At 72.5% G+C, this 24,627-nt stretch carries 29 protein-coding genes; 18 read left to right on the top strand and 11 right to left on the bottom strand.

Annotated elements, in window-relative coordinates:
• Positions 1 to 183: 183 nt before the first annotated feature.
• Positions 184 to 1,254, bottom strand: a complete 1,071-nt coding sequence (locus ACSU6M_RS32045; RefSeq protein ID WP_437074502.1) for a TerC family protein — start codon at positions 1,252 to 1,254, stop codon at positions 184 to 186.
• A gap of 170 nt (positions 1,255 to 1,424) precedes the next feature.
• Here ACSU6M_RS32045 and ACSU6M_RS32040 point away from each other — a divergent pair, with 170 nt between their 5' ends.
• Both ACSU6M_RS32040 and ACSU6M_RS32035 read left to right on the top strand, forming a co-directional pair.
• Positions 1,425 to 1,919: a Fur family transcriptional regulator gene (locus ACSU6M_RS32040; protein WP_437074500.1), complete on the top strand. Its 495-nt coding sequence runs from the start codon at positions 1,425 to 1,427 to the stop codon at positions 1,917 to 1,919.
• Between the two features lie 41 nt (positions 1,920 to 1,960).
• The gene (locus tag ACSU6M_RS32035; RefSeq protein ID WP_437074499.1) at positions 1,961 to 2,578 is read left to right on the top strand and encodes a DinB family protein; all 618 of its coding nucleotides are present in this window, start codon (positions 1,961 to 1,963) and stop codon (positions 2,576 to 2,578) included.
• A gap of 25 nt (positions 2,579 to 2,603) precedes the next feature.
• Here ACSU6M_RS32035 and ACSU6M_RS32030 read toward each other — a convergent pair whose 3' ends face one another.
• Together ACSU6M_RS32030 and ACSU6M_RS32025 are read right to left on the bottom strand one after the other, a co-directional pair.
• Positions 2,604 to 3,296: an esterase/lipase family protein gene (locus ACSU6M_RS32030; protein WP_437074498.1), complete on the bottom strand. Its 693-nt coding sequence runs from the start codon at positions 3,294 to 3,296 to the stop codon at positions 2,604 to 2,606.
• Between the two features lie 272 nt (positions 3,297 to 3,568).
• Positions 3,569 to 4,741 carry an FUSC family protein gene (locus ACSU6M_RS32025; RefSeq protein WP_437074497.1) on the bottom strand — a complete coding sequence of 391 codons (1,173 nt, stop codon included), beginning with the start codon at positions 4,739 to 4,741 and terminating at the stop codon, positions 3,569 to 3,571.
• A gap of 213 nt (positions 4,742 to 4,954) precedes the next feature.
• On the opposite strand from ACSU6M_RS32025, the gene ACSU6M_RS32020 reads away from it, so the two are divergent.
• Entirely contained in the window at positions 4,955 to 5,992 is a 1,038-nt protein-coding gene (locus ACSU6M_RS32020; protein WP_437074496.1) for a LacI family DNA-binding transcriptional regulator, read from the top strand.
• Positions 5,993 to 6,013: 21 nt separating this feature from the next.
• Here ACSU6M_RS32020 and ACSU6M_RS32015 read toward each other — a convergent pair whose 3' ends face one another.
• From ACSU6M_RS32015 to ACSU6M_RS32005, 3 genes are all read right to left on the bottom strand, one after another.
• Positions 6,014 to 6,493: a DoxX family protein gene (locus ACSU6M_RS32015; protein ID WP_437074495.1), complete on the bottom strand. Its 480-nt coding sequence runs from the start codon at positions 6,491 to 6,493 to the stop codon at positions 6,014 to 6,016.
• Between the two features lie 308 nt (positions 6,494 to 6,801).
• Complete coding sequence (locus tag ACSU6M_RS32010) at positions 6,802 to 7,350, bottom strand: DUF1062 domain-containing protein (protein WP_437074494.1); 549 nt, start codon at positions 7,348 to 7,350, stop codon at positions 6,802 to 6,804.
• Between the two features lie 227 nt (positions 7,351 to 7,577).
• The gene (locus ACSU6M_RS32005; RefSeq protein WP_437074493.1) at positions 7,578 to 8,255 is read right to left on the bottom strand and encodes an adenosylcobinamide amidohydrolase; all 678 of its coding nucleotides are present in this window, start codon (positions 8,253 to 8,255) and stop codon (positions 7,578 to 7,580) included.
• Between the two features lie 426 nt (positions 8,256 to 8,681).
• Here ACSU6M_RS32005 and ACSU6M_RS32000 point away from each other — a divergent pair, with 426 nt between their 5' ends.
• Entirely contained in the window at positions 8,682 to 10,082 is a 1,401-nt protein-coding gene (locus ACSU6M_RS32000; RefSeq protein WP_437074491.1) for a hypothetical protein, read from the top strand.
• Positions 10,083 to 10,118: 36 nt separating this feature from the next.
• Here ACSU6M_RS32000 and ACSU6M_RS31995 read toward each other — a convergent pair whose 3' ends face one another.
• Complete coding sequence (locus ACSU6M_RS31995) at positions 10,119 to 10,709, bottom strand: GNAT family N-acetyltransferase (RefSeq protein ID WP_437074490.1); 591 nt, start codon at positions 10,707 to 10,709, stop codon at positions 10,119 to 10,121.
• Positions 10,710 to 10,867: 158 nt separating this feature from the next.
• Between ACSU6M_RS31995 and ACSU6M_RS31990 the strand changes: the two genes are divergently transcribed.
• Positions 10,868 to 11,881 (top strand): ArsR/SmtB family transcription factor, encoded by a 1,014-nt coding sequence (locus ACSU6M_RS31990; protein WP_437074488.1) that lies wholly within the window; start codon positions 10,868 to 10,870, stop codon positions 11,879 to 11,881.
• Between the two features lie 7 nt (positions 11,882 to 11,888).
• Here the strand turns inward: ACSU6M_RS31990 and ACSU6M_RS31985 are convergent, their stop codons facing one another.
• Positions 11,889 to 12,398 (bottom strand): SRPBCC family protein, encoded by a 510-nt coding sequence (locus ACSU6M_RS31985; protein ID WP_437074486.1) that lies wholly within the window; start codon positions 12,396 to 12,398, stop codon positions 11,889 to 11,891.
• A 175-nt stretch (positions 12,399 to 12,573) separates the two neighbouring features.
• Between ACSU6M_RS31985 and ACSU6M_RS31980 the strand changes: the two genes are divergently transcribed.
• Together ACSU6M_RS31980 and ACSU6M_RS31975 are read left to right on the top strand one after the other, a co-directional pair.
• Entirely contained in the window at positions 12,574 to 12,738 is a 165-nt protein-coding gene (locus tag ACSU6M_RS31980; protein WP_437074485.1) for a hypothetical protein, read from the top strand.
• Positions 12,739 to 12,743: 5 nt separating this feature from the next.
• On the top strand, positions 12,744 to 13,196 hold the full coding sequence (locus ACSU6M_RS31975) for a DUF6098 family protein (protein WP_437074483.1): 453 nt from the start codon (positions 12,744 to 12,746) through the stop codon (positions 13,194 to 13,196).
• 23 nt (positions 13,197 to 13,219) lie between these two features.
• On the opposite strand, the gene ACSU6M_RS31970 is transcribed toward ACSU6M_RS31975, so the two are convergent.
• On the bottom strand, positions 13,220 to 14,665 hold the full coding sequence (locus tag ACSU6M_RS31970; RefSeq protein WP_437074482.1) for a cellulose binding domain-containing protein: 1,446 nt from the start codon (positions 14,663 to 14,665) through the stop codon (positions 13,220 to 13,222).
• A gap of 258 nt (positions 14,666 to 14,923) precedes the next feature.
• Between ACSU6M_RS31970 and ACSU6M_RS31965 the strand changes: the two genes are divergently transcribed.
• Positions 14,924 to 15,769, top strand: coding sequence for a GntR family transcriptional regulator (locus ACSU6M_RS31965; RefSeq protein WP_437074481.1), 846 nt, complete (start codon positions 14,924 to 14,926; stop codon positions 15,767 to 15,769).
• Positions 15,770 to 15,838: 69 nt separating this feature from the next.
• A complete protein-coding gene (locus tag ACSU6M_RS31960; protein ID WP_437074479.1) occupies positions 15,839 to 16,396 on the top strand; it encodes a DUF6328 family protein in 558 nt (185 codons plus the stop codon).
• Between the two features lie 56 nt (positions 16,397 to 16,452).
• On the opposite strand, the gene ACSU6M_RS31955 is transcribed toward ACSU6M_RS31960, so the two are convergent.
• A complete protein-coding gene (locus tag ACSU6M_RS31955) occupies positions 16,453 to 16,935 on the bottom strand; it encodes an ATP-binding protein (protein WP_437074478.1) in 483 nt (160 codons plus the stop codon).
• Between the two features lie 240 nt (positions 16,936 to 17,175).
• Between ACSU6M_RS31955 and ACSU6M_RS31950 the strand changes: the two genes are divergently transcribed.
• From ACSU6M_RS31950 to ACSU6M_RS31915, 8 genes are all read left to right on the top strand, one after another.
• Entirely contained in the window at positions 17,176 to 17,997 is an 822-nt protein-coding gene (locus ACSU6M_RS31950) for a helix-turn-helix domain-containing protein (RefSeq protein WP_437074477.1), read from the top strand.
• Positions 17,994 to 18,260: a DUF397 domain-containing protein gene (locus ACSU6M_RS31945; RefSeq protein ID WP_437074476.1), complete on the top strand. Its 267-nt coding sequence runs from the start codon at positions 17,994 to 17,996 to the stop codon at positions 18,258 to 18,260. The genes ACSU6M_RS31950 and ACSU6M_RS31945 overlap by 4 nt, the downstream gene beginning before the upstream one ends.
• A gap of 96 nt (positions 18,261 to 18,356) precedes the next feature.
• Positions 18,357 to 19,184 (top strand): SAM-dependent methyltransferase, encoded by an 828-nt coding sequence (locus ACSU6M_RS31940; protein ID WP_437074475.1) that lies wholly within the window; start codon positions 18,357 to 18,359, stop codon positions 19,182 to 19,184.
• Positions 19,185 to 19,309: 125 nt separating this feature from the next.
• The gene (locus tag ACSU6M_RS31935) at positions 19,310 to 20,194 is read left to right on the top strand and encodes a GNAT family N-acetyltransferase (RefSeq protein ID WP_437074473.1); all 885 of its coding nucleotides are present in this window, start codon (positions 19,310 to 19,312) and stop codon (positions 20,192 to 20,194) included.
• 145 nt (positions 20,195 to 20,339) lie between these two features.
• Positions 20,340 to 21,179, top strand: coding sequence for a hypothetical protein (locus tag ACSU6M_RS31930; protein WP_437074472.1), 840 nt, complete (start codon positions 20,340 to 20,342; stop codon positions 21,177 to 21,179).
• Positions 21,176 to 21,421 (top strand): hypothetical protein, encoded by a 246-nt coding sequence (locus tag ACSU6M_RS31925; protein ID WP_437074471.1) that lies wholly within the window; start codon positions 21,176 to 21,178, stop codon positions 21,419 to 21,421. Before ACSU6M_RS31930 ends, ACSU6M_RS31925 begins: the two co-directional genes overlap by 4 nt.
• On the top strand, positions 21,418 to 22,143 hold the full coding sequence (locus ACSU6M_RS31920; RefSeq protein WP_437074469.1) for a metallophosphoesterase family protein: 726 nt from the start codon (positions 21,418 to 21,420) through the stop codon (positions 22,141 to 22,143). The genes ACSU6M_RS31925 and ACSU6M_RS31920 overlap by 4 nt, the downstream gene beginning before the upstream one ends.
• Positions 22,144 to 22,209: 66 nt before the next feature.
• Complete coding sequence (locus tag ACSU6M_RS31915; RefSeq protein ID WP_437074467.1) at positions 22,210 to 23,364, top strand: PP2C family protein-serine/threonine phosphatase; 1,155 nt, start codon at positions 22,210 to 22,212, stop codon at positions 23,362 to 23,364.
• On the opposite strand, the gene ACSU6M_RS31910 is transcribed toward ACSU6M_RS31915, so the two are convergent.
• Positions 23,361 to 23,924 carry a dihydrofolate reductase family protein gene (locus tag ACSU6M_RS31910; RefSeq protein WP_437074466.1) on the bottom strand — a complete coding sequence of 188 codons (564 nt, stop codon included), beginning with the start codon at positions 23,922 to 23,924 and terminating at the stop codon, positions 23,361 to 23,363. The genes ACSU6M_RS31915 and ACSU6M_RS31910 overlap by 4 nt on opposite strands.
• 187 nt (positions 23,925 to 24,111) lie before the next feature.
• Between ACSU6M_RS31910 and ACSU6M_RS31905 the strand changes: the two genes are divergently transcribed.
• On the top strand, positions 24,112 to 24,615 hold the full coding sequence (locus ACSU6M_RS31905) for a hypothetical protein (protein ID WP_437074464.1): 504 nt from the start codon (positions 24,112 to 24,114) through the stop codon (positions 24,613 to 24,615).
• Positions 24,616 to 24,627: the final 12 nt, after the last annotated feature.

Genomic DNA, 24,627 nt, shown 5'->3' with positions numbered 1-24,627 from the left:
GCGTTCCACGACGGCGTCCACGGGCTTCTTGCAGGAGGGGCAGACGTATGTTCTGGACGGCCGGGCCGCCCTGGTTTTCCGGTCAGCCTTCATAAAGGAACTTTACTGCCGTTTTATGCCGTTTTGGTAGTCCTTTGGCCCGGCGGCCTCGGCTTCCCCCGCCGGTCCGCGAGCGGCCCCCGCTCACCTCTCCTCGGGAGGCCCGGTGGTGCCGTGCGGGTCGGTCGGCTCGGGGCCGGTGGCGTCGCCCGGGGCATCGGCGGGTGACGTGGGGCCCGCCGTGCTGACGACGTCGGCGACGGGGCGGCCCTCGGCGTCCTCCGGCGGGGGCCGCAGCACGCTGAGCGCGATGGAGACGGTCAGCACGGCGGCGATGACGGCGAGGCTCAGGGGCGAGGGGATCTCGGGGACGGCGCTGCTGATCGTCTTGTGGGACGCCTGGAGGATGAGCTTGACCGCGATGAAGGCCAGGATGAGCGCCAGGCCCTTGCTGAGGTAGTGGAAGCGGTCGAGCAGGCCGGCCAGCATGAAGTACAGGGCGCGCAGGCCCAGGATGGCGAAGGCGTTGCTGGTGTAGACGATGAAGGCGTCGCTGCTGACGGCCAGGACGGCGGGCACGCTGTCGACGGCGAAGACGAGGTCCGCGGCCTCGATCGCGGCGACGACGGCGAGCAGCGGGGTGGCGACGCGCTTCCCGGCCTCCTTGACGAAGAAGTGCGCGCCCGCGTACTCGTCCCGTACGGGGACGACCTTGCGCAGCAGCCGCACGGCGACACTCCTGCCGGGGTCGAAGCTGTCGTCCTCCTCCTTGAGGATCTTGTACGTGCTGTAGAAGAGGATGGCCGCGAAGACGAACAGCACGGCGGTGAAGCGGCTGACCACCGCCACACCGGCGGCGAGGAAGATGCCGCGGAAGACCAGTGCGCCCAGGACGCCCAGGAACAGCACGCGGTGCTGGTAGGCGCGGGGCACCCGGAAGTAGCCGAAGATCAGGGCGAAGACGAAGAGGTTGTCGACCGACAGGCTCTTCTCCAGCAGCCAGGCGGTGGTGTACTCCACGCCGGGGGTGGTGCCGACCACGAGGAAGACGACGACGCCGAAGACGATGGCGAGCCCCACCCAGACGCCGCTCCAGGCGGCGGCCTCACGGAAGCCGATGACATGCGCCTGCCGGTGGGCGAGCAGATCCACCGCCAGCGACACCAGCACGGTGACGGCGAACACCATCCACAGCCACAGCGGCACGTCATACACCGGGCCCGGCCCCCTCGCGCTCGTTCGACGGGCAGTCCCCTCCCTCGAGTCTGCGGCATGCGAGAGCTTGCCGCCTCTCCCGTCCGGGCGCAGGCACATGTGTACATGGAAGTCATTTTCATCTAGCGTGGTCGGGTATCGAATCCCGGCAAGGGCAGGAGGTTGCGGCCATGGACGGCCCGAGAACCCGGCAGCGGACGGCGGTCATGCAGGCCCTCGCCGTTCACCAGGACTTCGTGTCGGCCCAGGCCCTGTACAACCGGCTCGTCGAGAACGGCGTCCGCATCGGTCTCACCACGGTCTACCGCACCCTGCGCGCCCTGGCGGCCTCGGGCGGCGCGGACATCGTGCGCGACGAGGCTGGCGAACGGCTCTACCGGCTGCGTCCCGCCGACGGCCACCGCCACTACCTGCTGTGCCGTGCCTGCGGCCGCAGCCGTCCCGTGGACTCGGACGTCGTGGAGAGATGGGCCGGACGGATCGCCGCCGACACCGGCTACGCGGCGGTCGAGCACACGCTCGAACTCACCGGCATCTGTGCCCGCTGCCAGCCCGCCGGGGGCAGCGTCCCCGGCGCAGACGGAACGGCCCGTACGGCCACCTCACCTGGGACGGCACGCCCGGAGAAACGGAGATGCCCCGGTGGTGCCGCTGTGGCAGGCTGACCGGTCGTCACGGGCCAGTCCGACCACAGGAGCACCCACCGATGCCGTCGTCCCGCCTGTCTCCGCTGCTGGAACAGTTCGACTTCGCATGCGAACGTCTCACCGCCCGTATGACAGGACCGGTCATGGACAGCGGCGACGGGTCGGACACCGAGGTCGGCCCCATGACCGACGAGGAATACCTCTGGGAACCGGTGCCCGACTGCTGGTCGGTACGGCGCCGCGAGGACGGCCCCGGACCGCGCGCGACCTTCCTGGCCGGTGCCGGTGACTGGGGGCGGGACGCGGCCTCCTACCCGCACCCCTGGCCGCCGCCCTTCACCACCATCGCGTGGCGCCTGAGCCACCTCGGCGAGATGCTGACCGTGCGCGCCGACCACACCGCCGGCGGGCACACACTGACGCGGGACGACTACCGCGTCCCCGGCACCGCCGCCGAGGCGATCGCCGACTTCGGCGCCGCCGCCGCGGCCTGGCGCAAGGCCCTGCTGACCGCCGGCGACACGGCACTCGACACCGTGGGCTACTGCACCTACCCGCACGGCAGCGACGCGGAGGAGCCGTTCATCGACATCGTGTGGTGGGTCAACCAGGAGGTGCTGCACCACGGGGCCGAGATCGCCCTGCTGCGCGACCTCCACCGCGCCCGGCAGCGCTGACCCGGTTCACTGCTCGATCATGTCTTCACTGGTTGATCGTGTCCCTGGTCTGGGCGTAGACGGTCGCGTCGGTGAGCAGGGCCATGTGGCCGAGGCAGCTGGTGCGGGTGTTGGTCGCTCCGGCCACGGAGACGGAGCTGTCCGGGTTGATCACGGTGTCGCAGGGGGACCACCAGGTGGCGTAGCGGGGTGAACCCGGGCTCTCGTCGCCGGAGTTGAGGGCCGTGAGGAAGCTGGAGCCGATCCTCATCTCGGTGCAGGAGGTGTCCGCGCAGGTGGCCGCGGTGTCGGTGCCGTGGTTGGGGCCGCCGAGGGACACCCACGCGTCGACCTTGGAGGTGCCGCCGAGGTTCTTCAGATAGTGGCGTGAGGACAGCCCTCCCATGGAGTGGCTGACGATGTCGACCTCGGTGGCGCCGGTGGCCGCGAGCAGGCGGTCGACCTCGGTGGCCAGCTGCTGGGCGGTCGTGCTGTTCGACTGGCGCGAGTCGTAGGACCACTGGTCCAGGTGGGAGGAGGGCCAGCCGTCCGCCCGGAAGCGGTCGGCCATGGTGTTCCAGTTGCTCGCGCTCCCGTTGTATCCGTGCACGAAAAGAACGGGGTTGCTCGCGGGGTGAAAGGCGGCGGCGCCGGTCGCGGCCCGGGCGGGAAGCGGCGCCTGCACGGCGAGGAGGACACCGGCGGCGACTACGGCCGCGGCAGGGACGGGGCTCTTCACGGGGACCTCACAGGGTGCGGTTCGAGAAACGCTCGACAGCGTGTTCCGACGGCAGAGCACTGGACGGCTCCCGGATCACGGGAGCGGGACCCGCGGGCGTACGAGAGCCGTGCCCGCGAGGGGTTGCGCGTGTCCAGGGAGTGAGGGCAGGGGTGGCGCCTCGGGACGACGAGAGCGTACTGGCCGGTAAGTACCCGTGGTCAAGAGACGTGCACGCGCGAAATCGCGGCCCTGTGCCAGGTCCGCCGCCTCGTGTACCGCCGCTGCTCCCGTCAGCCCTCGCGTGCCGTCGCCGGCGCCGCCGTCGGGGCGGGGTCGGATGAGGGGGTGACGAGTTGGGCGGCCAGGCGATGGGCCTGGGCCAGGAGTGTGCCGTAGGTGGCGACTTCGTCGGGGTGGTGCGGCCTGGATCGGGTCAGGCTGCGGCGCAGGGCGTCGAGCATGCGGTGCAACTCGTCCACGGCCTGGCGCAGTTCGCGGTCGCTGCGGTCGCCGAAGCGGCTGTGCCCGTAGAGGTGGAGGGCGTGAGCGGTCTGCCGGAGGAACTCGGCGTAGTTGTGGGAGAGGTGCGGGTGGGGCCGTGCGGTGGAGTGGTTCGCGGCCTCGAGGACCGTGCGGGTGACGCCGGCGGTGTGGACGGCGGCGTAGTCCAGGACGAGGACCGCGTCGTCGTAGTCCTTGCCGGGGGCCACCGTGCGGCGGCGGAGGTTGACGCGCAGACTCTCCCGGCTGCGGCCGAGGGCGACGCGCGAGTCGTCCACCAGGCGTCGCAGGCGCAGGGCGCGCTCGTGCCAGGTGCCGGCCTCGCCGGCGTCCCACCGGTCCTCGGCCAGCCCGTCGGCCACCGCTCGCAGGATGTCGTGCGCCTCCTCGGTGGCGTCCCGCAGGGCGGCTCGGCTGTCCCGCAGATACAGCGGCGGTCGGATCAGCGCGTTGACGGCGATGCCGACGACGGCACCGAAGACGGCCTCGGTGATGCGCGCGGCGGCGGTGGTGACGCCGATGGACCCTCCGGTGAGGACGAACAGGGCGCCGGTGGCCGCGTAGACGCCCTGACTGCCCAGCCGCCGCCAGTGGCCCAGCAGGACCACGGTCGGCAGGACGACCGCCATCGCCAGCATGGTGTCGTGCAGCAGCAGCGCGGCCGCGGTGGCCGCGATCGTGCCGGTCGCGATCGCCGCCAGTTGTTGCAGCCCGTGCGCGACGGACCGGTAGACGGTCTCCTCCACCAGCACGATCGCCACCCAGGGCGCGACGAACGCCATCGGCGCTTCGAGCCACCAGCCGGCCACCGCCCAGGCGATCCACGCCGCCAGCGCCGCCTTGCATGCCTGCACGACCAGGTCGCGCTCGCGCCCCGGCCCCGCGCACGCCCGCCGTACCGCCCGTCCGGCGGCGAGCACCTGCCCTCGTACCGCCCGCACCGCCGCTCGTATCGCATGCATAGGGGTGCAGGTGCCACCGATCGGCAGCGGCCATGCACCGCGGCCGGGCGGAGCCTGTGCCGGGTGCCGTCAGGCCCTGGAAACCAGGGGTGGGCAGGGGGATAGAGTCGGCGTCGTGGTGAGCGCCCAGACCCTCGTCAGAGACCTCCTTCGCCGGTCCCGGCCGGCCGGACCGCCCGCCGGCGAGGCGGCCCGTCGTCGCGGGGACATGGTGTGAGCGGGTCCGGGGAACGCGTCACCATCAACGACGTCGCGGCCCGGGCCGGGGTGTCCAAGGGGGCGGTGTCGCTCGCCTTCAATCACAAACCCGGTGTCTCCGAGGCCACCCGTGAGCGGATCTTCGCGGCGGCCCGGGAGCTCGGCTGGACCCCCAGCGCCACCGCGCGCAGCCTGTCCAACCGGCGCGTCGACATCATCGGGCTGGCCCTGTGCCGGCCCGCCCGGCTGCTCGGCCTGGAACCGTTCTACATGGACTTCATCTCGGGCATCGAGGGCGTCCTGGCGGAGCGGTCCTGCTCCCTGCTGCTGCGGCTGGTGCGGGACCTCGACGAGGAGATCGCGCTCCACCAGGAGTGGTGGCGCGGCCGGATGATCGGCGGTGCCATCCTGGTGGACCTGCGCGAGGACGATCCGCGGGTGCCCTCCCTGCAGGGCCTGGGCATGCCGGCGGTCGCCGTCGGCCATCCCTCGCTCACCGGCACGTTCCCGGCGGTGTGGACGGACGACGCCTCCGCGGTCGCCGAGGCCGTCCGCTACCTCGCCGCCCTCGGCCACCGGCGGATCGCCCGCGTCGGCGGCCCGGCCGACTTCGGGCACAGCGCCATCCGGACCCGCGCCTTCGCGGACACGGCCCGCCGACTCGGTCTGGCGGAGGCGCGGCAGATCGCCACGGGCTTCGACGAGACGGAGGGCGCCCGCGCCACCCGCACGCTGCTGCTGGCCGCCGACCGGCCGACCGCGATCGTCTACGACAACGACATCATGGCCGTCGCCGGGGCGGGCGTCGCGGCGGAGATGGGCTTCACGGTCCCCGACGACCTGTCCCTCCTGGCGTGGGACGACTCCCAGCTGTGCCGGATCACCCACCCGCCGATGTCCGCCATGAGCCACGACGTGCACCACTTCGGTGCCGAGGTGGCGCGTGTGCTCTTCGACGTGATCAACGGGGCGGACACCAGCGGTCGCCAGGCGCCCACACCGTCGCTGACCCCGCGCGGCTCCACCGCGCCGGCCCCGGTGGCGAGTCCGTAGACCTGCCTGCCTTCCAGCCTTCTAGACGTGCCCGCTCCTGCCTCCGGGAACCGTGCCCCCGGACAGCGGGGCCGGCCGGGCGGGGGTGCGGGAGGCGGCGGCGCGGCCGAGCAGGCGGTCCAGGGACAGGGCGCCCGGCCCGAAGAAGACCAGGAGCAGAAAGCCCCAGCACAGCAGGACGGGTGCCAGTCCGCCGTTCTGCAAGGGAAACAGCCCGTCCTGCTGGTGCTCGGTGAAGTAGGCGAAGGCCATGGTCCCCGAGCTGAGGAACGCCGCGCTGCGGGTCGCCAGCCCCAACAGGACGAGGACACCGCAGACGAGCTCGATCACACCGGCGTACCAGAAGGGCCACTCCCCCACGGGGCTGCTCCTGCGGTCCAGGACGCCGAAGACGGTGGCGGCGCCCTCGCTGGTGAACAGCAGGCCGAGGACGAGGCGGTACAGCCCGAGGACGAGGGGCTGACCGTGCGACAGCCGGTCGCTCAGGGAGGGGGTGTTCATGAGCGGGCACTCCTGATTTCGGTCGGTGCGTCCTCGGCGGAGCGGGGCAGGGCCGAGCGGACGGGCGGGACCCCGTCGTCCTTACTCAACGGGCGCGCGGGGCGCGGCGTTCAACGCAGAGCCGGCCGAGGCGGAGAACGGCCAGGGGCCTGGTCCGAGCGGTCGCGTCGGCACAGGCCCCTGGGCCGGGGCGGGGCTCTCAGCGCCCAGCCCCAGCCCAGCGCTCAGCGTTCAGCCCTCGGCGCTCAGCGCTCAGCCCTCAGCGCTCAGCCCTCGGCCCTTAGCCCTCAGCCCTCAGCCCTCAGCCCTCAGCGCTTGAGCGTGAAGGTGAAGTCGCCGGAGAGCTTGCCGCCCAGCCGGACCGCCGAGACGAGCCGGCCGTCCGCGATCAGCCTCTCGACCTCGGCGCGGGAGAGACCGCAGCCTTCGGCGATCAGACGCACCGGGCGGAGGGGGATCCGCGCGGCGAAGCGGACGGCGACGTCGAGCACTTCGCGGTCCAGATGATCCGAGCCGCCGGTGTCGAGCCGCCAGGCGCCGTCCCAGTCGAGGGCGATGCGATTGCGGCGCCGCACGACCGGATCCTGGAGCACCTCGGCGGCCAGGCCGGGGTCGTTGTCATGCATCCGGTCCAGCAGCTCGGGTCGTACGGAGCGCACGTTCGTCCGCTCCAGGACCGTGAGCTTCGCGGTGTCCCCGCATGTGGTGCACAGCGCGAGGAGCCAGGCGTCGATGAGCTTGTGGTTGGCGTTGACCCGGAACTTGCCGCCGGTCCGAAAGCGTTCGGACGCGCAGGTGTGGCAACGGCGGAGGACAAGCGGCAGGCAGGTGGGCATGACCACCCAGTTGGTGAGCACAGAAGTACACCGGTTTCAGTGAGAAGTCCGCAGCAAAAAGCAGCGCGGCGCACGGGTGCGACGCGCGACGAATCAGCGCTTGGGAGGTCTCACACGGTGTACAACGGCATGTCCTTGATCAGACGACAGGGCTCGGCTGCACCGTAACGGCCCGCGGCGGCGGCCCACCACCGGTTTTCCGGGCGCCGGCGATGAACAGGGCGGGCGGGCGGTCCGGGACGTCGTCCTCAGGGCCGGGGCGCGGCGGCGCGTACGGCGCCGTGGACCGCGCGGGCCAGCCGGGCGCCCCAGACGGACCGGGGGCCGGCGAAGTGCACCAGGCCCTCACCGCCGACAGGCCGGCGGGCGGCGACGCATATCGCGTCGGTCGGCGTCCCCGAGCAGTCGTACCCGGCCTCCAGCAGCGCCTGCACCTTGGCTTCCGTGGCCGTGGCGACCGCGTTGACGAGCGCCGCGTCGGTGAGCGCCACCGGAAGGGCGGCGACGACGTTGACCGTGCCCGGCGGGGCCTGTGCGGTCACGCCCTCGGCCGGGGAGGCCGCCCACCCGCGCACCCCCAGCCCGGCGGTGACGACCGACTCGACACCACCGTCGCGCGCACCGCCGTACGCGCGGACGTCGGCCGCCGTCATGAGCCCCACGCCGGGACCGTGCGCGCCGGCGTCCGCCGCCAGGTCGGCCAGATGCCGGTCGGGGTCGGTGCGCCGGTAGCCGTGGGACACCTGGGCGTTGAGCACCCAGGAGCGCTCCCCGAGGCCGCCGCCCAGCACCGCGCTGCTGATCATCCGCCAACCGGGGCCCGCCCGCCACAGCAGGGCGTGCAGGGTCTCGCCGTCCTCGGTCCGGGTCAGCTCCCGCACGGCAAGGACACGGGTGGCGGGCGGGGACGGGACGAAGGCGGTCACCGGGCAGGACTCCTCGGGAGGGTGCGGACCGGCCGATCCTACGCGGCGTCACCGGCGGCCATCCGCCCGCGCGGTGCACGGCAGACGCCCCCGACGCGGACACGGCGTACACCGGGCGCCGCGCCGGGCAGCCGGATCCGGGCATGTCACTCGCCCCCGTGTCACTCGCCCCCGCGGTGCCCCCCGCAGGCCCCGACCCTCGACCCGGCCGAACTGCCGCCGTCCGGCCGCGTCTCCGCCTCCCCCTGTCCGCACGGCTCGACGAGGCCACGGGCATCTGGCGGGTCGCCGCCGGGCGGCTCGGCGTGGGTGAGCATGTGCTGACGGGGCAGGGCCGGTGGCACCCCCGGCACAGGGCGTCGTGGATCATCGGTCGGGCCGTCCCGCTTCCGGTGCGGCCGCGCTGCTCGATGTCAGGGGGATCCGATGACCGCACGGGACGCCGTGCCGTGGCTGGCCGCCAACCCGTCCGCACCCGTCGACGTGCTGCTGCGCATCGTGCCGGAAGAGTACGACTGGGACATCGTCACCCGGCTCGTCCGGCGCACATCGCTCCCGCCCGAGGTCGGGGAGGCCCTGGTCACCCACCCCGACCGCCGGGTGCGCGCCGCGCTGTCCGACAGCCCGCAGGCCGACCCGGAGCTGCGAGCCCGGGTGCTGGACGGGCCGGCCTCGGACGCGATCCTCGTCGCCTGCGGTCCGCTCCCCTACCGCGCGCCGGTCCCTCCCCTGCCCGACCCGGCGTACGAGCGGCTGCTGAACCACGAGCGGCCCGTGGTCCGGCACGAGACGGTCATGTCCGCTCATGTCCCCGTCCATGTGCTGGCACCGCTGGCCACCCATGAGGACCCCGTGTTCCGGCTGGCCGTGTGCCGCCGCCTCTGGCCCGAACTGCCCGAGGGCGTACGGGCCTCGCTCCTCGACGACCCGGACCACCGGGTCCGTCAGGCGGCCGCGCTGAACGTGATGCACGAGGACGCCGAACGCACCGCCTGGCTCATCGAGAACCTCGGGGAACAGTGGCAGCTCGGGGAGGTACTGGAGAAGGGCCTGCTCACCCGTGAGACGGCCGAGCGCATGGTGGCCGACGGCCGTCATCCGGACCGGCTCGCGCTCAATCCGACGTTCCCCGCGGACCTCGCGGCCCGGCTGGCGGAGCACGAGGATCCGCAGGTACGGCTCGCCGTCTCCGCGCGACCGGAGCTGACGGACGATCAACGCGCCGCAATCGACTGGGCGGTGGGGCCCGAGGACCGGCTGGACGCCCTGACGTGGGTGTGGCGTTCGCGCGGCGACGAGGAGGTGCTGCGCCGTTGCGCGCACTCGGCGCACACATGGCTGCGCCGGTCCGCCGCGATGTGCCAGGAGTTGCCCGAGGACTGCGTGCGGCTCCTCGCCGACGACGAGGACGTCGCCGTACGGCTGCTGCTCGCCGAGAGGCACCCCGAGGCGCCGCCCGAGCTGCTGTACGACCTGTATCTGCACGGCACGCACCGGGCCGTCGAGGCGCTCGTCTCCCGTCCGGCGTTCCCCTCGGCCGGGCTGGCGGCGCGCTGCGCCGACGCGGCGGATCCGCGGGAACGCGCCCTGGCGCTGCGCGATCCGGACGCCTCACCGTCCCTCGTCGAGCGGCTCAGCCGGGACCCGGCGGGGCGCGTACGGGAGGTGGCGGCCCTGGACCCCAGGCTGCCGGTGCCCCGGCTCATCGAGCTGCTCCACGATCCGGACCTGGCGTACGCGGCGGCGGCCAATGCCGCGCTGCCCGTCGCGGAGATGCGGGCGCTGCTGGACCGGGCGGGGGTTCCGCCGCTGGCGGGCGACCGGTGACCGGCGCCGTTGACGGGCGACCGGTGACCGGCGGGATCACCCGGCGGAGCCGCCTTCCCGGAGGTCGAGGCGCATCAGGACGCGGGGGTGGCCCGCGAGGACCGAGGTGGTGTCGGCGGCGTGGACGAAGCCGGCGCGTTCGAAGTTCTTGCGCAGACCGGCGTACGCCATCGTCAGGTCGACCCTGGCGTCCCCGTTGTCCAGCGGGTACGCCTCGATCATCGGCGCCCCCTGGGCGCGGGCGAAGTCGACCGCACCGGCGATGAGGGCGTGCGAGAGGCCCTGCTTGCGGTGGCCGGGGCGGACCCGGATGCACCACAGGGACCAGACCGGCAGGTCGTCGAGGTGCGGGATCTTCCGGTTGCGGGCGAAGGAGGTGGCCGAGCGGGGCGCCACCGCCGCCCAGCCGACCGGTTCACCCGCGTCGTACGCGAGGACTCCGGGCGGCGTCGTCGCGCGGCACAGCTCGGCGACGTACTCGCCGCGGGCCGGCCCCCGCAGCTCGTTGTTCAGCTTGGAGGGGATGCGGTAGCTCAGGCACCAGCACACGTTGGCGTCCGGCGACTTCGGGCCGAGCACCGTGCGGACGTCCTCGAAGACGGAAGCCGGGCGGACTTCGATGGTCATGACACCACGATGGCACGGCACGCGCCGCCGGGCCCGGTCCGCGAGGGGCGGCCCTGTGGTCCCGTCCGGTGGAAGACACCCCGCTCGGCCGGAAAGACGCCCGTGCCCGGGCCCGCGGTCCCTACTCTGGAGCGGTCGTCGAGCTGCGGGGGGACGTCATGGGCGGGACGGTACGGCTGGGGCCGGTGGAACAGGTGCAGGTCCGGGTGGCGCGGCATCCCGGCGCGACGCTGTTCTCCGTGCTCAAGGATGTGTTCGGCGGGCATCGTCACGGGGTTCCGGCGCTGTGGCGCGAGTCCGTGCGGCGGGCGATCCCGCCGGGCGCGGCGGCCGTCGTGGGCCCTTCGCTCGCGTCGGGCGACTGCTGGCTGCCGGACCCCCTGGCGCTGGTGGGCGATCTGTGGGCCCGCGGCATGGGGGACGTCGCCGGCGAGCTGGAGGGGCTGGACGCCGAGGCGCTGGCCGCGGAGGTGGCCGGCCACCATGGCGCCGTGACGCCGCGCGGGTGGCGGCGGCTCCTGGACGATCCGCAGGGGTTCCTCACCGCGTACCGCGCTGTGGTGGGCGCGGCGTGGGACGCCTTCGCGCCGCTGTGGCGGCAGGCGGACCCGCTCCTGGGCCGGGAGAGCGAGCGGGTGGGCCTGGCCAGCGTGACGGGCGGGCTGGACGCGCTGCTGGCGGGGCTGGACTCCACGGTGCGCTACGGCGCGGGAGCGCTGGCGCTGCCGCACGAGTGTCCCCGGCATCTCACCGATCTGGGCCGGCGGCCGCTGGTGCTGGTGCCGCTGGCGTCCGGGCCGGGGGCGCGGATGTACGGCGCCGACCGGGACGACGCCCTCTGGATCGCGTATCCCGTGCCCGGCCTCGGGCGGATCGCGGGACGGCGGGGTGCCGCCGACGCCGCTCCGCCGCCCGCGGACGGGCTGAGCGCGGTGCTGGGTCCGGTGCGGGCCGAGATCCTGCGGTTCCTGCCCTACCGCCCGACGGTGAGCGCGCTGGCCCGGCATCTGCACCTGAGCATCAGCACGGCGACGTACCACTGCGGTCAACTGGCGGACGCGGGGCTGCTCCACCGCGAGCGCCACGGCCGGGAGGTGCGCCTGCTGCCGAGCGAGCGCGGCATCGCGCTCACCGAACTCCTCGCCGCCCCCGTGCGCACGCCGGCCGGGTGACGCGGGCTCATCCGGTCCGGTCCCGCTCCAGTTCTCGCTTCAGGTTGCGCAGGGTCGTCGCGATGTTCCGGGTCTGGAAGTCGGCGAAGGTGCTGCCCCTGGTGGCGAGCCGGTCGAAGGCGTCGGCGACGGACGCCGGCCACCGGCGGCGGTCGTCCGTCCAGGTCTCGGTCACGCGGGTGCCGTCACCGGCCGGCTCGAAGCGGTACTCCCAGGTCGCGATCGGTGCCCGCAGCCGTGGACGCGTGAGCCCGATCTCGTGCACACGGAAGGCGAAGGTCCGCTCCGGCTCCGCCGCGGTGACCGTGCACCGGGTCACCCACCGGAATCTCCCGCGCCGGTTGCGTCCGACGAAGGTCGAGCCCACGGTGACCGGCCCGGTCTCCGAGGCGGCCGTGGTACCCAGGTTCTCCGGACTCCAGCGGCCCATGTCGCAGGGGCGGCTCACCGCGCGGTACGCGACGGCGGGCGGGACGTCGATGACGATGCTGTCGCTCACGGTGAACACACGGGGCACGGTGCCGCCTCCCGGCCGGACACGGGGTTACTGTCGAGTAGGGATCATTGCACGCGAACGGCGGCACGAACAGGGGGCCGGGGTCACCGAGAGAAGCCGGGATCAGGAGGGGCCGGGCGGGTGTGGCGAGCGGGTCCGCTGGTGACCCATAGGAATGCGACCACGAGGGAGGCCCATGATGCACGCACTCGCCCCGGACGAGCCGACCGCCGGTGTCCGCGCGGCGCCGCCGGGACACCGCGCCGGCCCCCCGGCGGTCATCGGCCGGCCCGCCGCGGCACCTCACCGCACCCTCCGCACCCCGACGCACCGCACCCCCCACACCCCCCGCACCCCGTGAACGCCATGAACGCCGCCTCCGACATGCCGACGTTCGTCAGCCTCGACGAACTGACCCGCCTCGTCGTCCGCCGCCGCGGCCTGTATGTGCGCTGGTCCCGCGGCCCGCAGCACGACCTGAGGGACGTGAGCAGCACGGACGACCTGACCGGCGTGAAACTGCCGGGACTGTCGGCCAGCCCGCTGGACGTCGAGGACTGGTGGGGCGAACGGCCCGTGGACGTGTGGGTGGCCCGGCGCCTGTACGACTACTGCCATCTGCCGCGCGTCAAGGACTCCCGGACCCGGCCCTGGGTGCTGTACGGCTCCGAGGCGGGCCGCGGACCGGACAACGAGCCCCTGGTGACCGACGTGGAACCGCTCGCCTGGATCGCCGACCGGATGATCGCGGAGGCCCGGCGCATCATCACCGAGCAGCCCGGCCGCTGGGGCCCGCTCGACCGGAACCACCAGAGCTGAGCGCGCCCCCGGCGTCTCGGCCCTCAGGACGCCGGGACCTCGTCCACGAAGGCCGTGCCCGCGCTGCGGTACGCGGCGACCTTGGCGGCGACCTGCGCCGGGGTGAGGACCTGGTTCTTGACGTGCAGGACGTAGTCGACGCGCTGGTCGTAGGCGCGCGGTGTCGTCGAGGTCTGCCCCTGGAGGTCGATGAGCCACTGGTTGAAGTTGATCGACATGGGCCGCTCGGGCAGGTACTGGCTGCCGTGGGTGCCGAAGAGCTGTCCGTCGACGTAGTAGGTGATGGCCTTGTCGTCGATGGTCACGACGAGGTCGTGCCAGCCCGCGAAGGACTGCCGGCTCGCGCTGTGCTGGTTGACGGCCTGCCAGGGGTCGGGGTTGTAGGTCTCCCAGGAGGTCGTGTAGAGGATGTTCGACGGCTCGCCCCAGCCGCCGTTGGGCAGGTACTCGAAGTCGTACTCGGCGTAGTCGTCGGCCATGGGCGCCTTGAGGTCGTTGATGGTGAAGAAGGTCTGGACGATGCGGTCGCCGTCGGGGCCGTACTTGGGCGCGTCGGAGAACTTCACGCGGGCGGCGTAGGTTCCGTTCTTGAACTTCATGTCCTGGGTGAGGACTTCGGTGTGCACGGTGCTGGAGCCGGTGCCCGCGCTGGAGGTCTCCAGGTTCATGACGGAGTTGCCGCCCTCCGTGGCGAAGGTGACCTTGGAGGGGTCCCAGGTGGCGCCGGGCACGCCCGGTCCGCCGGAGTTGGAGCGCACCCGCCAGCCGTGGGCGGCGAGGGCCGGGTCGGTGGCGGAGGTGTAGCGGAAGTCGTCGAAGAGCGTGGCGCCGGACGGCCCCGGGTCGGTGGGGGTCGGGGTGGGCGTCGGGTCCGGGTCGCCGCCGCCGGGCGCGGTGCCCCACACGGTCCGGCCGCCGAGCCGGGCGGTGACCTTGGTCCAGTCGGCGTAGGAGGTCTGGCCGGCGCCGAAGGAGTAGTCGTCGCTCTGGATCAGCGGCTGCCAGGTGGACTGGTGGAAGCGCAGCTGCATGTCCCCCGTGTCCGCGCCGGGAGCGAGGGATCCGGCCGCGGACGTGAACCCGACCTCCAGGTAACGGTCGGCCGTCGGCGTGGGGTTGGCGAGCGTACCGAAGGTGCCGGTGATCACCGAGCAGCCCTTCACCGCCCAGGAACAGGCGAAGCGGTACGAAGCGCCCGCGGAGTCGGCCTTGAAGTAGTACCGGATCTTCACCTGGGCGAGATCGACCGCGGTCGACCCGGTGTTGCGCAGCTTCAGCCACGGCTCGCTCTGATCGGCGGTGGTACCTGAGGCGCTGGTGCGGTACTGGACCGCGAGCCCTTCGGCGGCGGAGGCAGAGGCGGAGGCGGAGGCGGTCGTCAGCGGCAGGGCCGCCAGCGCGGTGCTGCCCAGCAGGGCGGCCACGGCCAGAGCCGCCTGGGTGCGACGGGTGGTGGGGCGGTTGCGCATGAGTGCTCCTCTCGGGAGGCGGAGACCTCCTACGACTTGACCAGTTGACCACTTTCCTTTGACCAGTTGCGACGAGAAGGAAAATGGCATGGACCAATGGGAGCGTCAACCCTCCTGTACATCAGGGTCGTTGGGCGATCGCCCTCCGGTGCGGTGCCGTTCGCCGCACATCTCCCTCTTTCAACGCCGCTGACCAGCAGACCAGTTAGGATGACCAGCGCTGTCAGGACTTGTCCCGTACGAGACCGAAGGGCGCCCATGGAGATCGACGCCGCAGCCTCGGGTGCGATGCTGAAGCGCGAGCGGGTCCGCGAGGCGATCCTCGAACTGATCGAGGCACGCCGCCCCGGAGACGCCATCCCTTCCGAGCGTGCGCTCAGCACCGCACTCGGGGTCTCCCGGCCCACCGTGCGCGCCGCGGTCGACGGACTCGTCAGGGCAGGGCTGCTGGTGCGTGAGCACGGGAAGGGCATGTTCGTCGCCGAGGCCAAGATCACCCAGGAACTGGTCTCGCATCGCGACGCCTTCACCCTCCCGCAGGCCCGCGGGGCATGGACCAGCCGGCTCCTGGAGCACCGCACCGTGCCCGCGGGCGCCCGGGTGGGCCGCAGGCTGCGGATGTCACCGGCGGCGCAGATCCATTACGTCGCCCGGCTGCGGCTGGTGGACGGCTCCCCCATCGCCATCGAGCACCTGCACCTGCGGGCGGACCTCGTGCCCGGTCTGCGCCGCGAGGAGCTGGAGCGGGGCGACCTGTACGAGCATCTGCGCGACGGGCACGGCGTCCAGGTCGGCGAGGCCGTGCAGTCGATCGAGCCCACGGTGGTCACCCGTACCGAGGCGGACCTGCTCGGCGTTCCCGAGCTGTCCCCCGCCCTCCTCTTCGAACGCCTCACCTCCGACACGCACAACCAGCCGGTGGAGTACGTCCATTCGCTCTACCGGGGCGACAGATACCGCATCGTCTCCCGGCTGTCCCTCGGCCCCCGCGCCCACACCCCGGCCGCCGGCGAGGGGCACCATCCGGGTATCCCGCCGGGCGACTTCGCCAGTGGCGGCGCGGTCAGCTTCTCCACGCACGGCGTGGTCGAGCAGGGCGGGTAGCCGCGCTCCGCACCTGGTTGAACCGCCGTGATGGGGGCAGACGGATCCTCTGGAGATGCGGAGGATGCCATGACGATGAGGGAGCGGGCGGCCGAGTTGCCGAGGGAAGACGTCATCTGCTGCGCACGGCACGCCGGTCACGGCCCGGAGCCCGGTGGCGAGGCACCGGAAACGGCACGCGAGCGCGTCAACCGCCGCTGGAACGAGATCCTCCAGGAGACCCGGGTCACGCAGACAGGCGTGCAGATCCTCTTCGGCTTCCTCCTCAGCGCGGCCTTCACGCCCGTCTTCAGGGAACTGACGACGGTGGACCGGGTCATCTACGTCATCACCGTCGTGCTCGGCGCGGCGGCCACGGCGTCGCTCATAGCGCCCGTCTCCATCCACCGCTTCCTGTCCGGTCAGCGCATGAAGCACGAGGTGGTGAAGACGGCCGGCCGCTTGATGATGTGCGGCATGGTCCTCCTCGCGCTGACCATCGGCTGCACGCTCCTGCTGATCCTGCGCTTCGTCGTTCCGGGCGTTCTCGCCGAAGTGCTCGTCGGAGCCGTCATGCTGTGGTTCGGCCTGTGCTGGTACGCGCTGCCGCTGCTCCTGCGCCGCCGCGCCGCTCGGCGAGAGGCGTAGGGCCGTAGGGGCATAGAGGCTCAGAGGGCGGAAGAAGCGGCGGCGGGGCGGAGAGGCTACTCCGCGGCCGCCCGCGCCACAGCCCCTCGCAGGCATAAGTTCGCCCAGATCACATGTCCGCCGGTCCGGGCCGACCAGCCCCTGCCCCATGCGTCGGCCAGTTCCTGCACGATGAGCAGGCCGCGCCCGCTCTCGGCGTACGGGTCCGGCGGGCGGGGAGGCGGGGTGTCCGGGCGCGGCAGGCCGTAGTCATGGACCTCGATCCGCAGCAGAGGGCCTTCTTCGAGGGCCGATAATCGCACCCCGCACACCACGCGGGGGCCTGCCGCGTGCACCAGCGCGTTGGTCACCAGCTCGGAGACGATCAGCAGCGCGTCGTCGCACAGGCTCCGCGGCACGCGCCACGCCACCAGGCGCTCCAGGACGCCGTCACGGGCGGTCTTCACGCTGCCGCGCCGGGCCGGGAGGTCGAGCCAGCGCATCGGTGCGGGGACCTCGCCGCCCGAAGGCTGGACGGGGACTGCCGCGTAGTCGGCCACGATCTGCCTTCCTGCAAGTGATGCGCCATCGACAGGGACGGGAAGCGGTGCTCACCTCACTATGCTCGCTGTTCAATTCACCCCGCAACCGACTCCCTGATAATTTCATACGGACAGAATCGGTCTGGTTCCATCAGCAACTGTCTGGCACACTCGCGTTGTTGACGGACCATCAGGAGGTGCGGCGAGGTGGCTGAGGACCGCTCGGCGTCGGGAACCAGTGCGCCCACGGTGCTGCGCATGATCCTCAGCAAGCGGCTGCAGGAGCGCAGGCTCGCCGCCGAGGTCAGCCTGGAGGAGGCGGCGCGGGTCCTGCGCGTCAAGCCGCTCACCATCCGCCGCCTGGAGAAGGCCGAAGTCGCCCTCCGCCCGGTGTACGTGGAGAAGCTGCTGGAGTCCTACGGGGCTGGCCGGCAGGAGATCGAGGAGTTCTGCGCGCTGGCCGAGCAGGCCAACGAGCCCGGCTGGTGGTACTCGTACCGCGATGTCGTTCCCAGCTGGTTCAAGGCGTTCGTCAGCCTGGAGACCGGCGCGCGGACCCTGCGGACGTACGAACCCCACTACGTCACGGGGCTGTTGCAGACCCCGTCCTACGCCCGCGCGTGTCTGCGCGGTGGCTTCCCGAACGAGCCGGAGAGCGATCTGGAGCGGCGCGTCGAGCTCCGTATGCGCCGGCAGGACCTGCTGACGGGGCCGGACCGCCCGACCCTGTGGGTGGTCATGGAGGAAGCGGTGCTGCACCGTGAGGTCGGCAGCGCCGAGATCATGCGCGAGCAGATCGAGCATCTCCTTGAGGTCATGGAGCAGCCGCACATCAGCGTCGACATCGTCCCGTTCGCCGCGGGCGCGCACGTCGGCACCTGTGCGCCGTTCACCTACTTCCGTTTCGCCGAACCCGAACTGCCCGACATCGTCTACAGCGAACTGCTGACCGCTGCCGTCTATCTGGACCAGCGCTCGGACGTCGTGGCTCATCTGGAGGCCCACAACCGGCTGTCCCTGCTCACCTCCGCGCGGGAGAGCAAGGCGCTCCTCACACGTATGCGCAAGGAGTACTCATGACGGCTGACCGACTCGACAGGCCGGACACCGGCGTACGCAACGGCATGTCCGCCACCGACCTCGGCGAACAGGGCTGGGAGCGCCCCTGGAGCGGGCCCAACGGAGGCCAGTGCGTGGAGGTGAAGCGGCTCGCCGACGGGCGCGTGGCGCTGCGTCAGTCCACCGACCCCACCGGCCCCGCCCTCATCTACACCTCCGAGGAGATCGCCGTCTTTCTCCACGGGGTCAAGAACGGACTCGCCGACCACCTCGTCACCGGCTGACCGACGCAGCCGCCACGGAAGCGGGCGACGGCAGCACGCCCCCTGGCCTCAGGGACCCGTACGACCCACATAGCCCCATGGACCGACAGGAGCCTCATGCCCACCCCCCGCCCCGAGCAGACCATCGACACCAGCCGCCCGCACTCCGCGCGCATGTACGACCATTACCTGGGCGGCAAGGACCACTTCGAGGTCGACCGCCAGGCCGCCGAAGGCGTGGCCCAGATCTTCCCCAGCATCTTCACGTGCGCCCGTGAACTGCGGTCCTTCATGAACCGGGCCACCCGTGTCCTCGCCCGTGACCACGGCATCCGGCAGTGGCTGGACATCGGCACCGGCATCCCCACCGAGCCCAACCTGCACCAGATCGCCCAGGCGATCGCTCCCGAGGCCCGCGTGGTGTACGCCGACAACGACCCGCTGGTCCTGAAGTACGCCGAGCGTCTGATGCTCACCGCTCCCGAGGGCCGGACCGCCTATGTGCACGCCGACATCAGGACACCCGAGGAGCTCCTCGACTCCCCCGAGCTCAACGACGTGCTCGATCTGAAGCAGCCGGTGGCGCTGTCGCTCAACGCCATCATGCACTTCGTCCCCGACGATCAGGGCGCCTACGACATCGTCGACCGCCTGATGGCCGCCCTCCCCTCCGGCAGTGCGCTGTCCCTGGCCCACGCCACTCCCGAGTTCGAACCGGAGGCATGGGAGCAGATCGTCGCTCTCTACGCTCGCGGCGGCACCCCTGGCCAGGTCCGCACCCGCGTCGAGGGCGAGCGCTTCTTCAAGGGGCTGGAGCTCATCGAGCCCGGCATCACCATGGTGCACCGGTGGCGCCCGGACCCCGAGACGCAGGCCCGCGTCGCCGCGGAGTCCGTCACCGACGGTGCCGTCAGCGCGTGGGGCGGCGTGGCGCTGAAGCCCTGACCGCTGCCGGCCCGCGCCGGGGCCGCCCGAGCCGCGGGCGGCCGAAGCAGCGGGCGGCCGGAGCAGTGGGCGGCCCGTTCACCCCGCGGCCACGGGACGGGCTGCCGCGTCTGCGATCATCAGGCATGCGCCCGGACGACTGGCACCTCACCGAAGACATCGACGAATTCCTCGCCCACGCGGGGGACTTCCTGCGGTCACGCCCCGCTCTGCACAACACGCCGCTGACGGACCTGGAGAAACTGCGCAGGCGCGGAGCGAACCCGCCCGGCGCGCAGAGCCCCGTCTTCGGCCGACTCGTCACAGGGGGTGAGGTCCGCGCCGTCTGCTATCGCACTCCGCGCGGACACCTGGGCGTGACACCCCTGTCCGCCGAGCAGGCCGACGGCCTGGCCGCGCGGCTGGCCGGCCTCGGGCATGCCCCGTCCGGTGTCATCGGGGACCACGACACCGCCACCGCGTTCGCCGGGGCATGGCAGCACCGCACGGGCTCGGCGGCGCGGCCGTTCTGGCGGACGCACCTCTACCGCCTCGGCACGCTCACCCCGCCGCGGCCGCACCCGGAGGGCCGGGGGCGCGAGGTCGGCGGGGAGGACCGTGAGCAGGTCGTGCGCTGGTGCCGTGAGTTCTGCGTCGCCGTCGGGGAGCAGCACTCCCTCGACCTGATCGACTCCGGTTCCTGGGCGGACTCGCGCTTCGGCGACCGGCACTTCACGTTCTGGGAGACCCCGGACGGCACCCCCGTCTCCATGGCGGCCACCACCTCGGTCGTCGGCGGCATGATCCGGGTGGACCCCGTCTACACCCCGGCTCACCTCCGGGGCCGCGGCTACGCGGGCGCCGTGACGGTCGCGGTGAGCCGTGCCGCGCTGGCCGCGGGCGCGACGGACGTCGTCCTGTTCGCGGACCCGGCCAACCCGACCAGCAATGCCCTCTACCAGCGCCTCGGGTACGTCCGCGTCGCCGACTTCACGGGGTACCGGTTCGCCGTCGCACCCGAGGCCGGGTAGGACCGGGTCCGGCGCGTCGGGGGCCCGGTTCACCCGTCCGTGCACTGCCCTGTGTCGAAGGGTGCGGCTCGGGTACTTGGATCTCGTTCCATCACCTATCCGGCATCCTGCGCGGCGGGTCCCGCCCTGCCGAGGGAGAGTGATCATGACGCAGCGTGCTGACGATCCGGCATCCGCCCGGCGTGCGGGTGCCGCCGAGCTTCGGCTGGCGACGGCGACGGGCGAGCCCGAGGAGGCGGACCCCGCCGAGCCGACCGAGCCGACCGTGACGACGGCGACGACCGAGACCGGCGCGATGGTGGAGGTGCACGAGGCACCCCCGCACGAGGAGCTGCCGCGCGACCGGACGCAGGCGATCCTCGAGGCGACCAAGCAGGTGGGGACCCTGCTCAAACGCCAGGGACACCGATTCGCGCTGGCCGGCAGCGTCGCCGCGTACGCCCACGGGGCCGGAGCCGGTTTCCAGCACGACACGGACTTCTGTGTGCGCGCCGAGGACGTGGAGGCGGTCGCGGCCACCCTGCGCGAGGGCGGGCTGAAGGTCTGGACGCCCCCGGAGGACTGGCTGCTGAAGACCGAGTGCTTCGGGCAGCCCGTCGACATCATTCTCCGGCTCGCGCACCGGCCGGTCACCACGGAGATGCTCGACCGGGCCGTGGAGTTGCCGGTCGACTCCGTGCGGATGCCGGTGCTGTCCGCGACGGACCTGGTCACGAGCCTGCTCTCGGCGTTCTCGGAGCACTACTGCGACTTCGGCGCGGTCCTGCCGGTGGCCCGTGCGCTGCGGGAGAAGGTCGACTGGGTGCAGGTGCGGCGCGAGTGCGGTGAGGAGCCCATGCCCGCCGCGTTCCTGTTCCTCCTCGAACGTCTGAGCGTGATTCCGTCGACGCCCGGGGACCCGCCGCCCCCGTCGGAGGCAGGGCACGGGCACGACCCGTCGCACCCGTCGCCCCCACCGGCCCCGCCAGAGAGGGAAGGCCCATGAGCAACCTCGACTACCGCGTCGCTCACCTGCGGGAACACCTCGCGGACGGGCCGCTGGCCGAGCTCGGGGTGCACGTCACGGTGCACGGGGACACGGTGGTGGTGACCGGCACCGTGCCGTCGACGCATGCCTGCGGCGAGATCGAGCGCATCGTCGGCGAGTCGCTGCCGGGCCTCACCGTGCGCTGCGACCTGACGGTCGCCGGAACATCGACCCCCGACCAGGCCGAGGAGCTGCCGTGATCCGTGTCGCAGCCGTCGGAGACATCCACATGGGGCCCGACAGCCAGGGAACGCTGCGGCCCGCCTTCGAAACCCTGCCCGACTGCGCCGACGTCCTGCTGCTGGCCGGTGATCTGACCCGGCACGGCACGCCCGAGGAGGCCAGGGTGGTGGCGCGGGAGATCAAGGACCTGGGGGTGCCGGTGGTGGCGGTCCTGGGCAACCACGATCACCACGACGAACGGCCCGAGGAGGTCACGGCGATCCTTGAGGAGGGCGGTGCCCGCGTCCTGGAGGGGAGCGGCACCGTGGTGGACAGTGCGCACGGCCGGATCGGCGTCGCCGGCACCAAGGGCTTCTGCGGCGGTTTCGCCGGCCGCAACGCGGGCGAATTCGGCGAGCCGCTGATGAAGGAGTTCGTCCGCTACACGCGGCGCAGCGCCGACGGTCTGCGGACGGCCCTGGAGGAGCTCGGGGAGCAGGAGTGCGACGCCCGGATCGCGCTGACCCACTTCTCCCCCGTGCCGGACACCCTGGCCGGGGAGCCGCTGGAGATCTACCCGTTCCTCGGGAGCTATCTCCTGGCCGAGGCGATCGACACGGGCGGCGCCGACCTGGCGGTGCACGGCCACGCGCACGCCGGGACGGAGCACGGCATGACCAGCAGCGGGGTGCGGGTGCGCAACGTGGCCCAGCCGGTGATCGGGCGGGCGTTCCACGTGTACCACGTGCACGCGCGCTGAGCGTGCGGTCAGGGGTGCGGGGTCCGGCGTGAGGCGCCGGGCCCCGCGGGGGTGTATGCAGGACATATGGTTCCGGGACGCCTCACGGATCGGCTCGGGTCGGCGGAGCCGCGTCACGCGCTGCTGGCGGTGCCGATCGCGCTGATCGTGCTGGTGACCGTGATCGACGTCCTGGCGCCGCCCGACGTCCACCTGGGGCCGTTCCTGGTCGCGGCGCCGGCTGTGACCGCGTCGTTCGCCGGGCCCCGTACGACCGCGTGCGTCGGTGCGCTGGCCGTCCTGGCGCAGGCGGTGGTCGCGGTGCTGCGCACCAGCCTGGTCGATCTGAACCACACCTTCCAGCTGATCACGCTGATCCTGATGTCCGCGTTCGTGACCTCGTTCGCCGCCCGCCGTGAACGCCATGAACGCGAGCTGACCCGGTTGCGCACCGTGGCCACGGCGGCCCAGGAGGTGGTGCTCAAGCCGCTGCCGCGGCGGATCGGCCCGTTGCGCATCGCCTCGGCCTATCTGGCCGCCGATTCCGAGGCGCAGATCGGCGGGGACCTGTACGCCGCCGCACGGACCGAGCACGGCACCCGGTTCGTCATCGGGGACGTCAGGGGCAAGGGCCTGGAGGCGGTCGGGGACGCCGCGCTCCTGCTCGGCGCGTTCCGGGGCGCGGCGCACCGGCAGGCCGACCTGCCCTCGCTGGTCGCGTTCCTGGAGGGCACGGTCGCCTCGGATCTGGACGATCCCGCGGCTCCCTCGGTCGGCGCCGACGAGCGCGGCGAGGGGTTCATCACCGCCGTCGTGCTGGACGTCCCGGACGACGAGCCGATCCTCCGGCTGATCAACTGCGGGCATCCGCCGCCCCTGCTGCTGCGGCAGGGCCGGGTCGCCTCGCTCGACACCCGCCACCCGGCACCCCCTCTGGGCCTCGCGGCTTTCGCACGGGCCGAGTTCGCCGTGACGGCGTTCGCCTTCGAGCCGGGGGACATCGCGCTGCTGTACACGGACGGGGTGGTCGAGGCCCGCGACCGGGACGGCACGTTCTACCCGCTCGCCGAACGGGCGGCCGGCATGGCCGGCCAGGGACCCGGCGCCCTGCTGACCCGCCTGCGCCAGGACCTGATCCGCCACGCGGGCGGGCATCTGGGCGACGACGCCGCCATGGTGGCCGTCGAGCGCCTGCCCGGCCGCACCGAAGGAGCCGGCCGGGCAGGACCGCGGACGGCCTAACGGGCGACGCGGTAGCGGAGGTGGACCACCCCCGAACCGAAGGTGCGGGTCTCGACGAGTTCGAGATCCGCCCGGCGCTCCGCCTGGGGGAAGAAGGGGATGCCGCCGCCGACCAGCACCGGGTAGACCATGGGCCGGTACTCGTCGATCAGCCCCAGCGCGGCCGCCTCGGCGGCGAGGGTGGCGCCGCCGATGGCGATCTCGCCGTCCCCCGGCTCGGCCCGCAACCGCTCGATCTCCTCCCGGAGCCCGCCGGAGGCCAGGCGGGCCGCGCCCTGCACCGTCGACAGCGTCCGGGAGAACACCACCTTGGGCAGCCGGTTCCACAGCTCGGCCCACTCCAGCTCCGCGTCGTCGAGCTTCCGCTCCTGGTCGGCGGTCTCCCAGTAGAGCATCGTCTCGTACAGCCGCCGGCCGAGCAGGTGGACGCCGACCCCTCGGATGTCGTCGATCCAGTAGCGGAAGACCTCCGGGTCGGGATCCGTCCAGGCGAACTCGCCGTCCGGGCCCACGATGTAGCCGTCGAGCGACATGTTCATCGAATAGGTCACACTGCGCATCAGAAGTCCTCCTCGGCGACGGATCTCGACAGTACGACCGCGCGGCTCCGCGGAACTCATCGCGACGCGCGGGACGCATGCGGGTGAACCGGAGGGACGGACGCGGCGGGGAGCTGTTCGGCAGGTGGCGAACGCCCGGCCGGTCACCGCGCGTTGGCCGGCCGGGCCCGACGAAGGAAGGTGTTCCGTGCGCATGGCCAAGGCGGTGCAGGCCGAGCTGGACCGCGTCGACTGGGGGCGGCTGCGGTGCGGGTGCGGCGGCAGCGCCGAGCACGTTCCCGAACTCTTCCGGCGGCTGCTGGAGGCGGAGACCGACGACGAGGTGCCGGAGGCGGACCTGGAGGGCCACCTCATCGACAGGCACGGGCTCTTCGAGGCGGCGGTCCCCGGGGTCGGTGTGATCCTCGCCGCGCTCGCGGGACCCCTGCCGGATGCCGTACGACGGTATCTCGTCACGTTCCTGTGGCATCTCGTCGCCGGGGACCCGCACCCGGTGGAGGTCGCACACGGCCGCACCCACCTGGACCGGGAGTGTCAGCTCCGGGCTCGCGAGGGCCTTGCGCTGATCCTCCGGGAAGCCGTCTCGGGCGAGCGCGAGACCGCGGTCGACATCCTGGAGCTGGTCGACCTCGACGGCGACCGGGTCGAGCACTACCGGCGGTACACGCAGAAGAGGCGACGGAAGAAGTGAGCCACGGGGCCA

It is taken from the genome of Streptomyces sp. enrichment culture, assembly GCF_964272895.1.
Taxonomy (GTDB): Bacteria; Actinomycetota; Actinomycetes; order Streptomycetales; family Streptomycetaceae; genus Streptomyces.
The sequence above is the reverse complement of the archived record's forward strand: the minus strand, read 5'-3'. Positions and strand labels throughout refer to the sequence as shown.

Bases quoted from the DNA above. Each gene is read 5' to 3' on its own strand.
- ACSU6M_RS32040 (WP_437074500.1), top strand. From the start codon at position 1,425: ATGGACGGCCCGAGAACCCGGCAGCGGACGGCGGTCATGCAGGCCCTC.
- ACSU6M_RS32035 (WP_437074499.1), top strand. From the start codon at position 1,961: ATGCCGTCGTCCCGCCTGTCTCCGCTGCTGGAACAGTTCGACTTCGCA.
- ACSU6M_RS32025 (WP_437074497.1), bottom strand. From the start codon at position 4,741: ATGCATGCGATACGAGCGGCGGTGCGGGCGGTACGAGGGCAGGTGCTC.
- ACSU6M_RS32015 (WP_437074495.1), bottom strand. From the start codon at position 6,493: ATGAACACCCCCTCCCTGAGCGACCGGCTGTCGCACGGTCAGCCCCTC.
- ACSU6M_RS32000 (WP_437074491.1), top strand. From the start codon at position 8,682: ATGACCGCACGGGACGCCGTGCCGTGGCTGGCCGCCAACCCGTCCGCA.
- ACSU6M_RS31995 (WP_437074490.1), bottom strand. From the start codon at position 10,709: ATGACCATCGAAGTCCGCCCGGCTTCCGTCTTCGAGGACGTCCGCACG.
- ACSU6M_RS31990 (WP_437074488.1), top strand. From the start codon at position 10,868: ATGGGCGGGACGGTACGGCTGGGGCCGGTGGAACAGGTGCAGGTCCGG.
- ACSU6M_RS31980 (WP_437074485.1), top strand. From the start codon at position 12,574: ATGATGCACGCACTCGCCCCGGACGAGCCGACCGCCGGTGTCCGCGCG.
- ACSU6M_RS31975 (WP_437074483.1), top strand. From the start codon at position 12,744: ATGAACGCCGCCTCCGACATGCCGACGTTCGTCAGCCTCGACGAACTG.
- ACSU6M_RS31970 (WP_437074482.1), bottom strand. From the start codon at position 14,665: ATGCGCAACCGCCCCACCACCCGTCGCACCCAGGCGGCTCTGGCCGTG.
- ACSU6M_RS31965 (WP_437074481.1), top strand. From the start codon at position 14,924: ATGGAGATCGACGCCGCAGCCTCGGGTGCGATGCTGAAGCGCGAGCGG.
- ACSU6M_RS31960 (WP_437074479.1), top strand. From the start codon at position 15,839: ATGACGATGAGGGAGCGGGCGGCCGAGTTGCCGAGGGAAGACGTCATC.
- ACSU6M_RS31950 (WP_437074477.1), top strand. From the start codon at position 17,176: ATGATCCTCAGCAAGCGGCTGCAGGAGCGCAGGCTCGCCGCCGAGGTC.
- ACSU6M_RS31945 (WP_437074476.1), top strand. From the start codon at position 17,994: ATGACGGCTGACCGACTCGACAGGCCGGACACCGGCGTACGCAACGGC.
- ACSU6M_RS31940 (WP_437074475.1), top strand. From the start codon at position 18,357: ATGCCCACCCCCCGCCCCGAGCAGACCATCGACACCAGCCGCCCGCAC.
- ACSU6M_RS31935 (WP_437074473.1), top strand. From the start codon at position 19,310: ATGCGCCCGGACGACTGGCACCTCACCGAAGACATCGACGAATTCCTC.
- ACSU6M_RS31930 (WP_437074472.1), top strand. From the start codon at position 20,340: ATGACGCAGCGTGCTGACGATCCGGCATCCGCCCGGCGTGCGGGTGCC.
- ACSU6M_RS31925 (WP_437074471.1), top strand. From the start codon at position 21,176: ATGAGCAACCTCGACTACCGCGTCGCTCACCTGCGGGAACACCTCGCG.
- ACSU6M_RS31915 (WP_437074467.1), top strand. From the start codon at position 22,210: ATGGTTCCGGGACGCCTCACGGATCGGCTCGGGTCGGCGGAGCCGCGT.
- ACSU6M_RS31910 (WP_437074466.1), bottom strand. From the start codon at position 23,924: ATGCGCAGTGTGACCTATTCGATGAACATGTCGCTCGACGGCTACATC.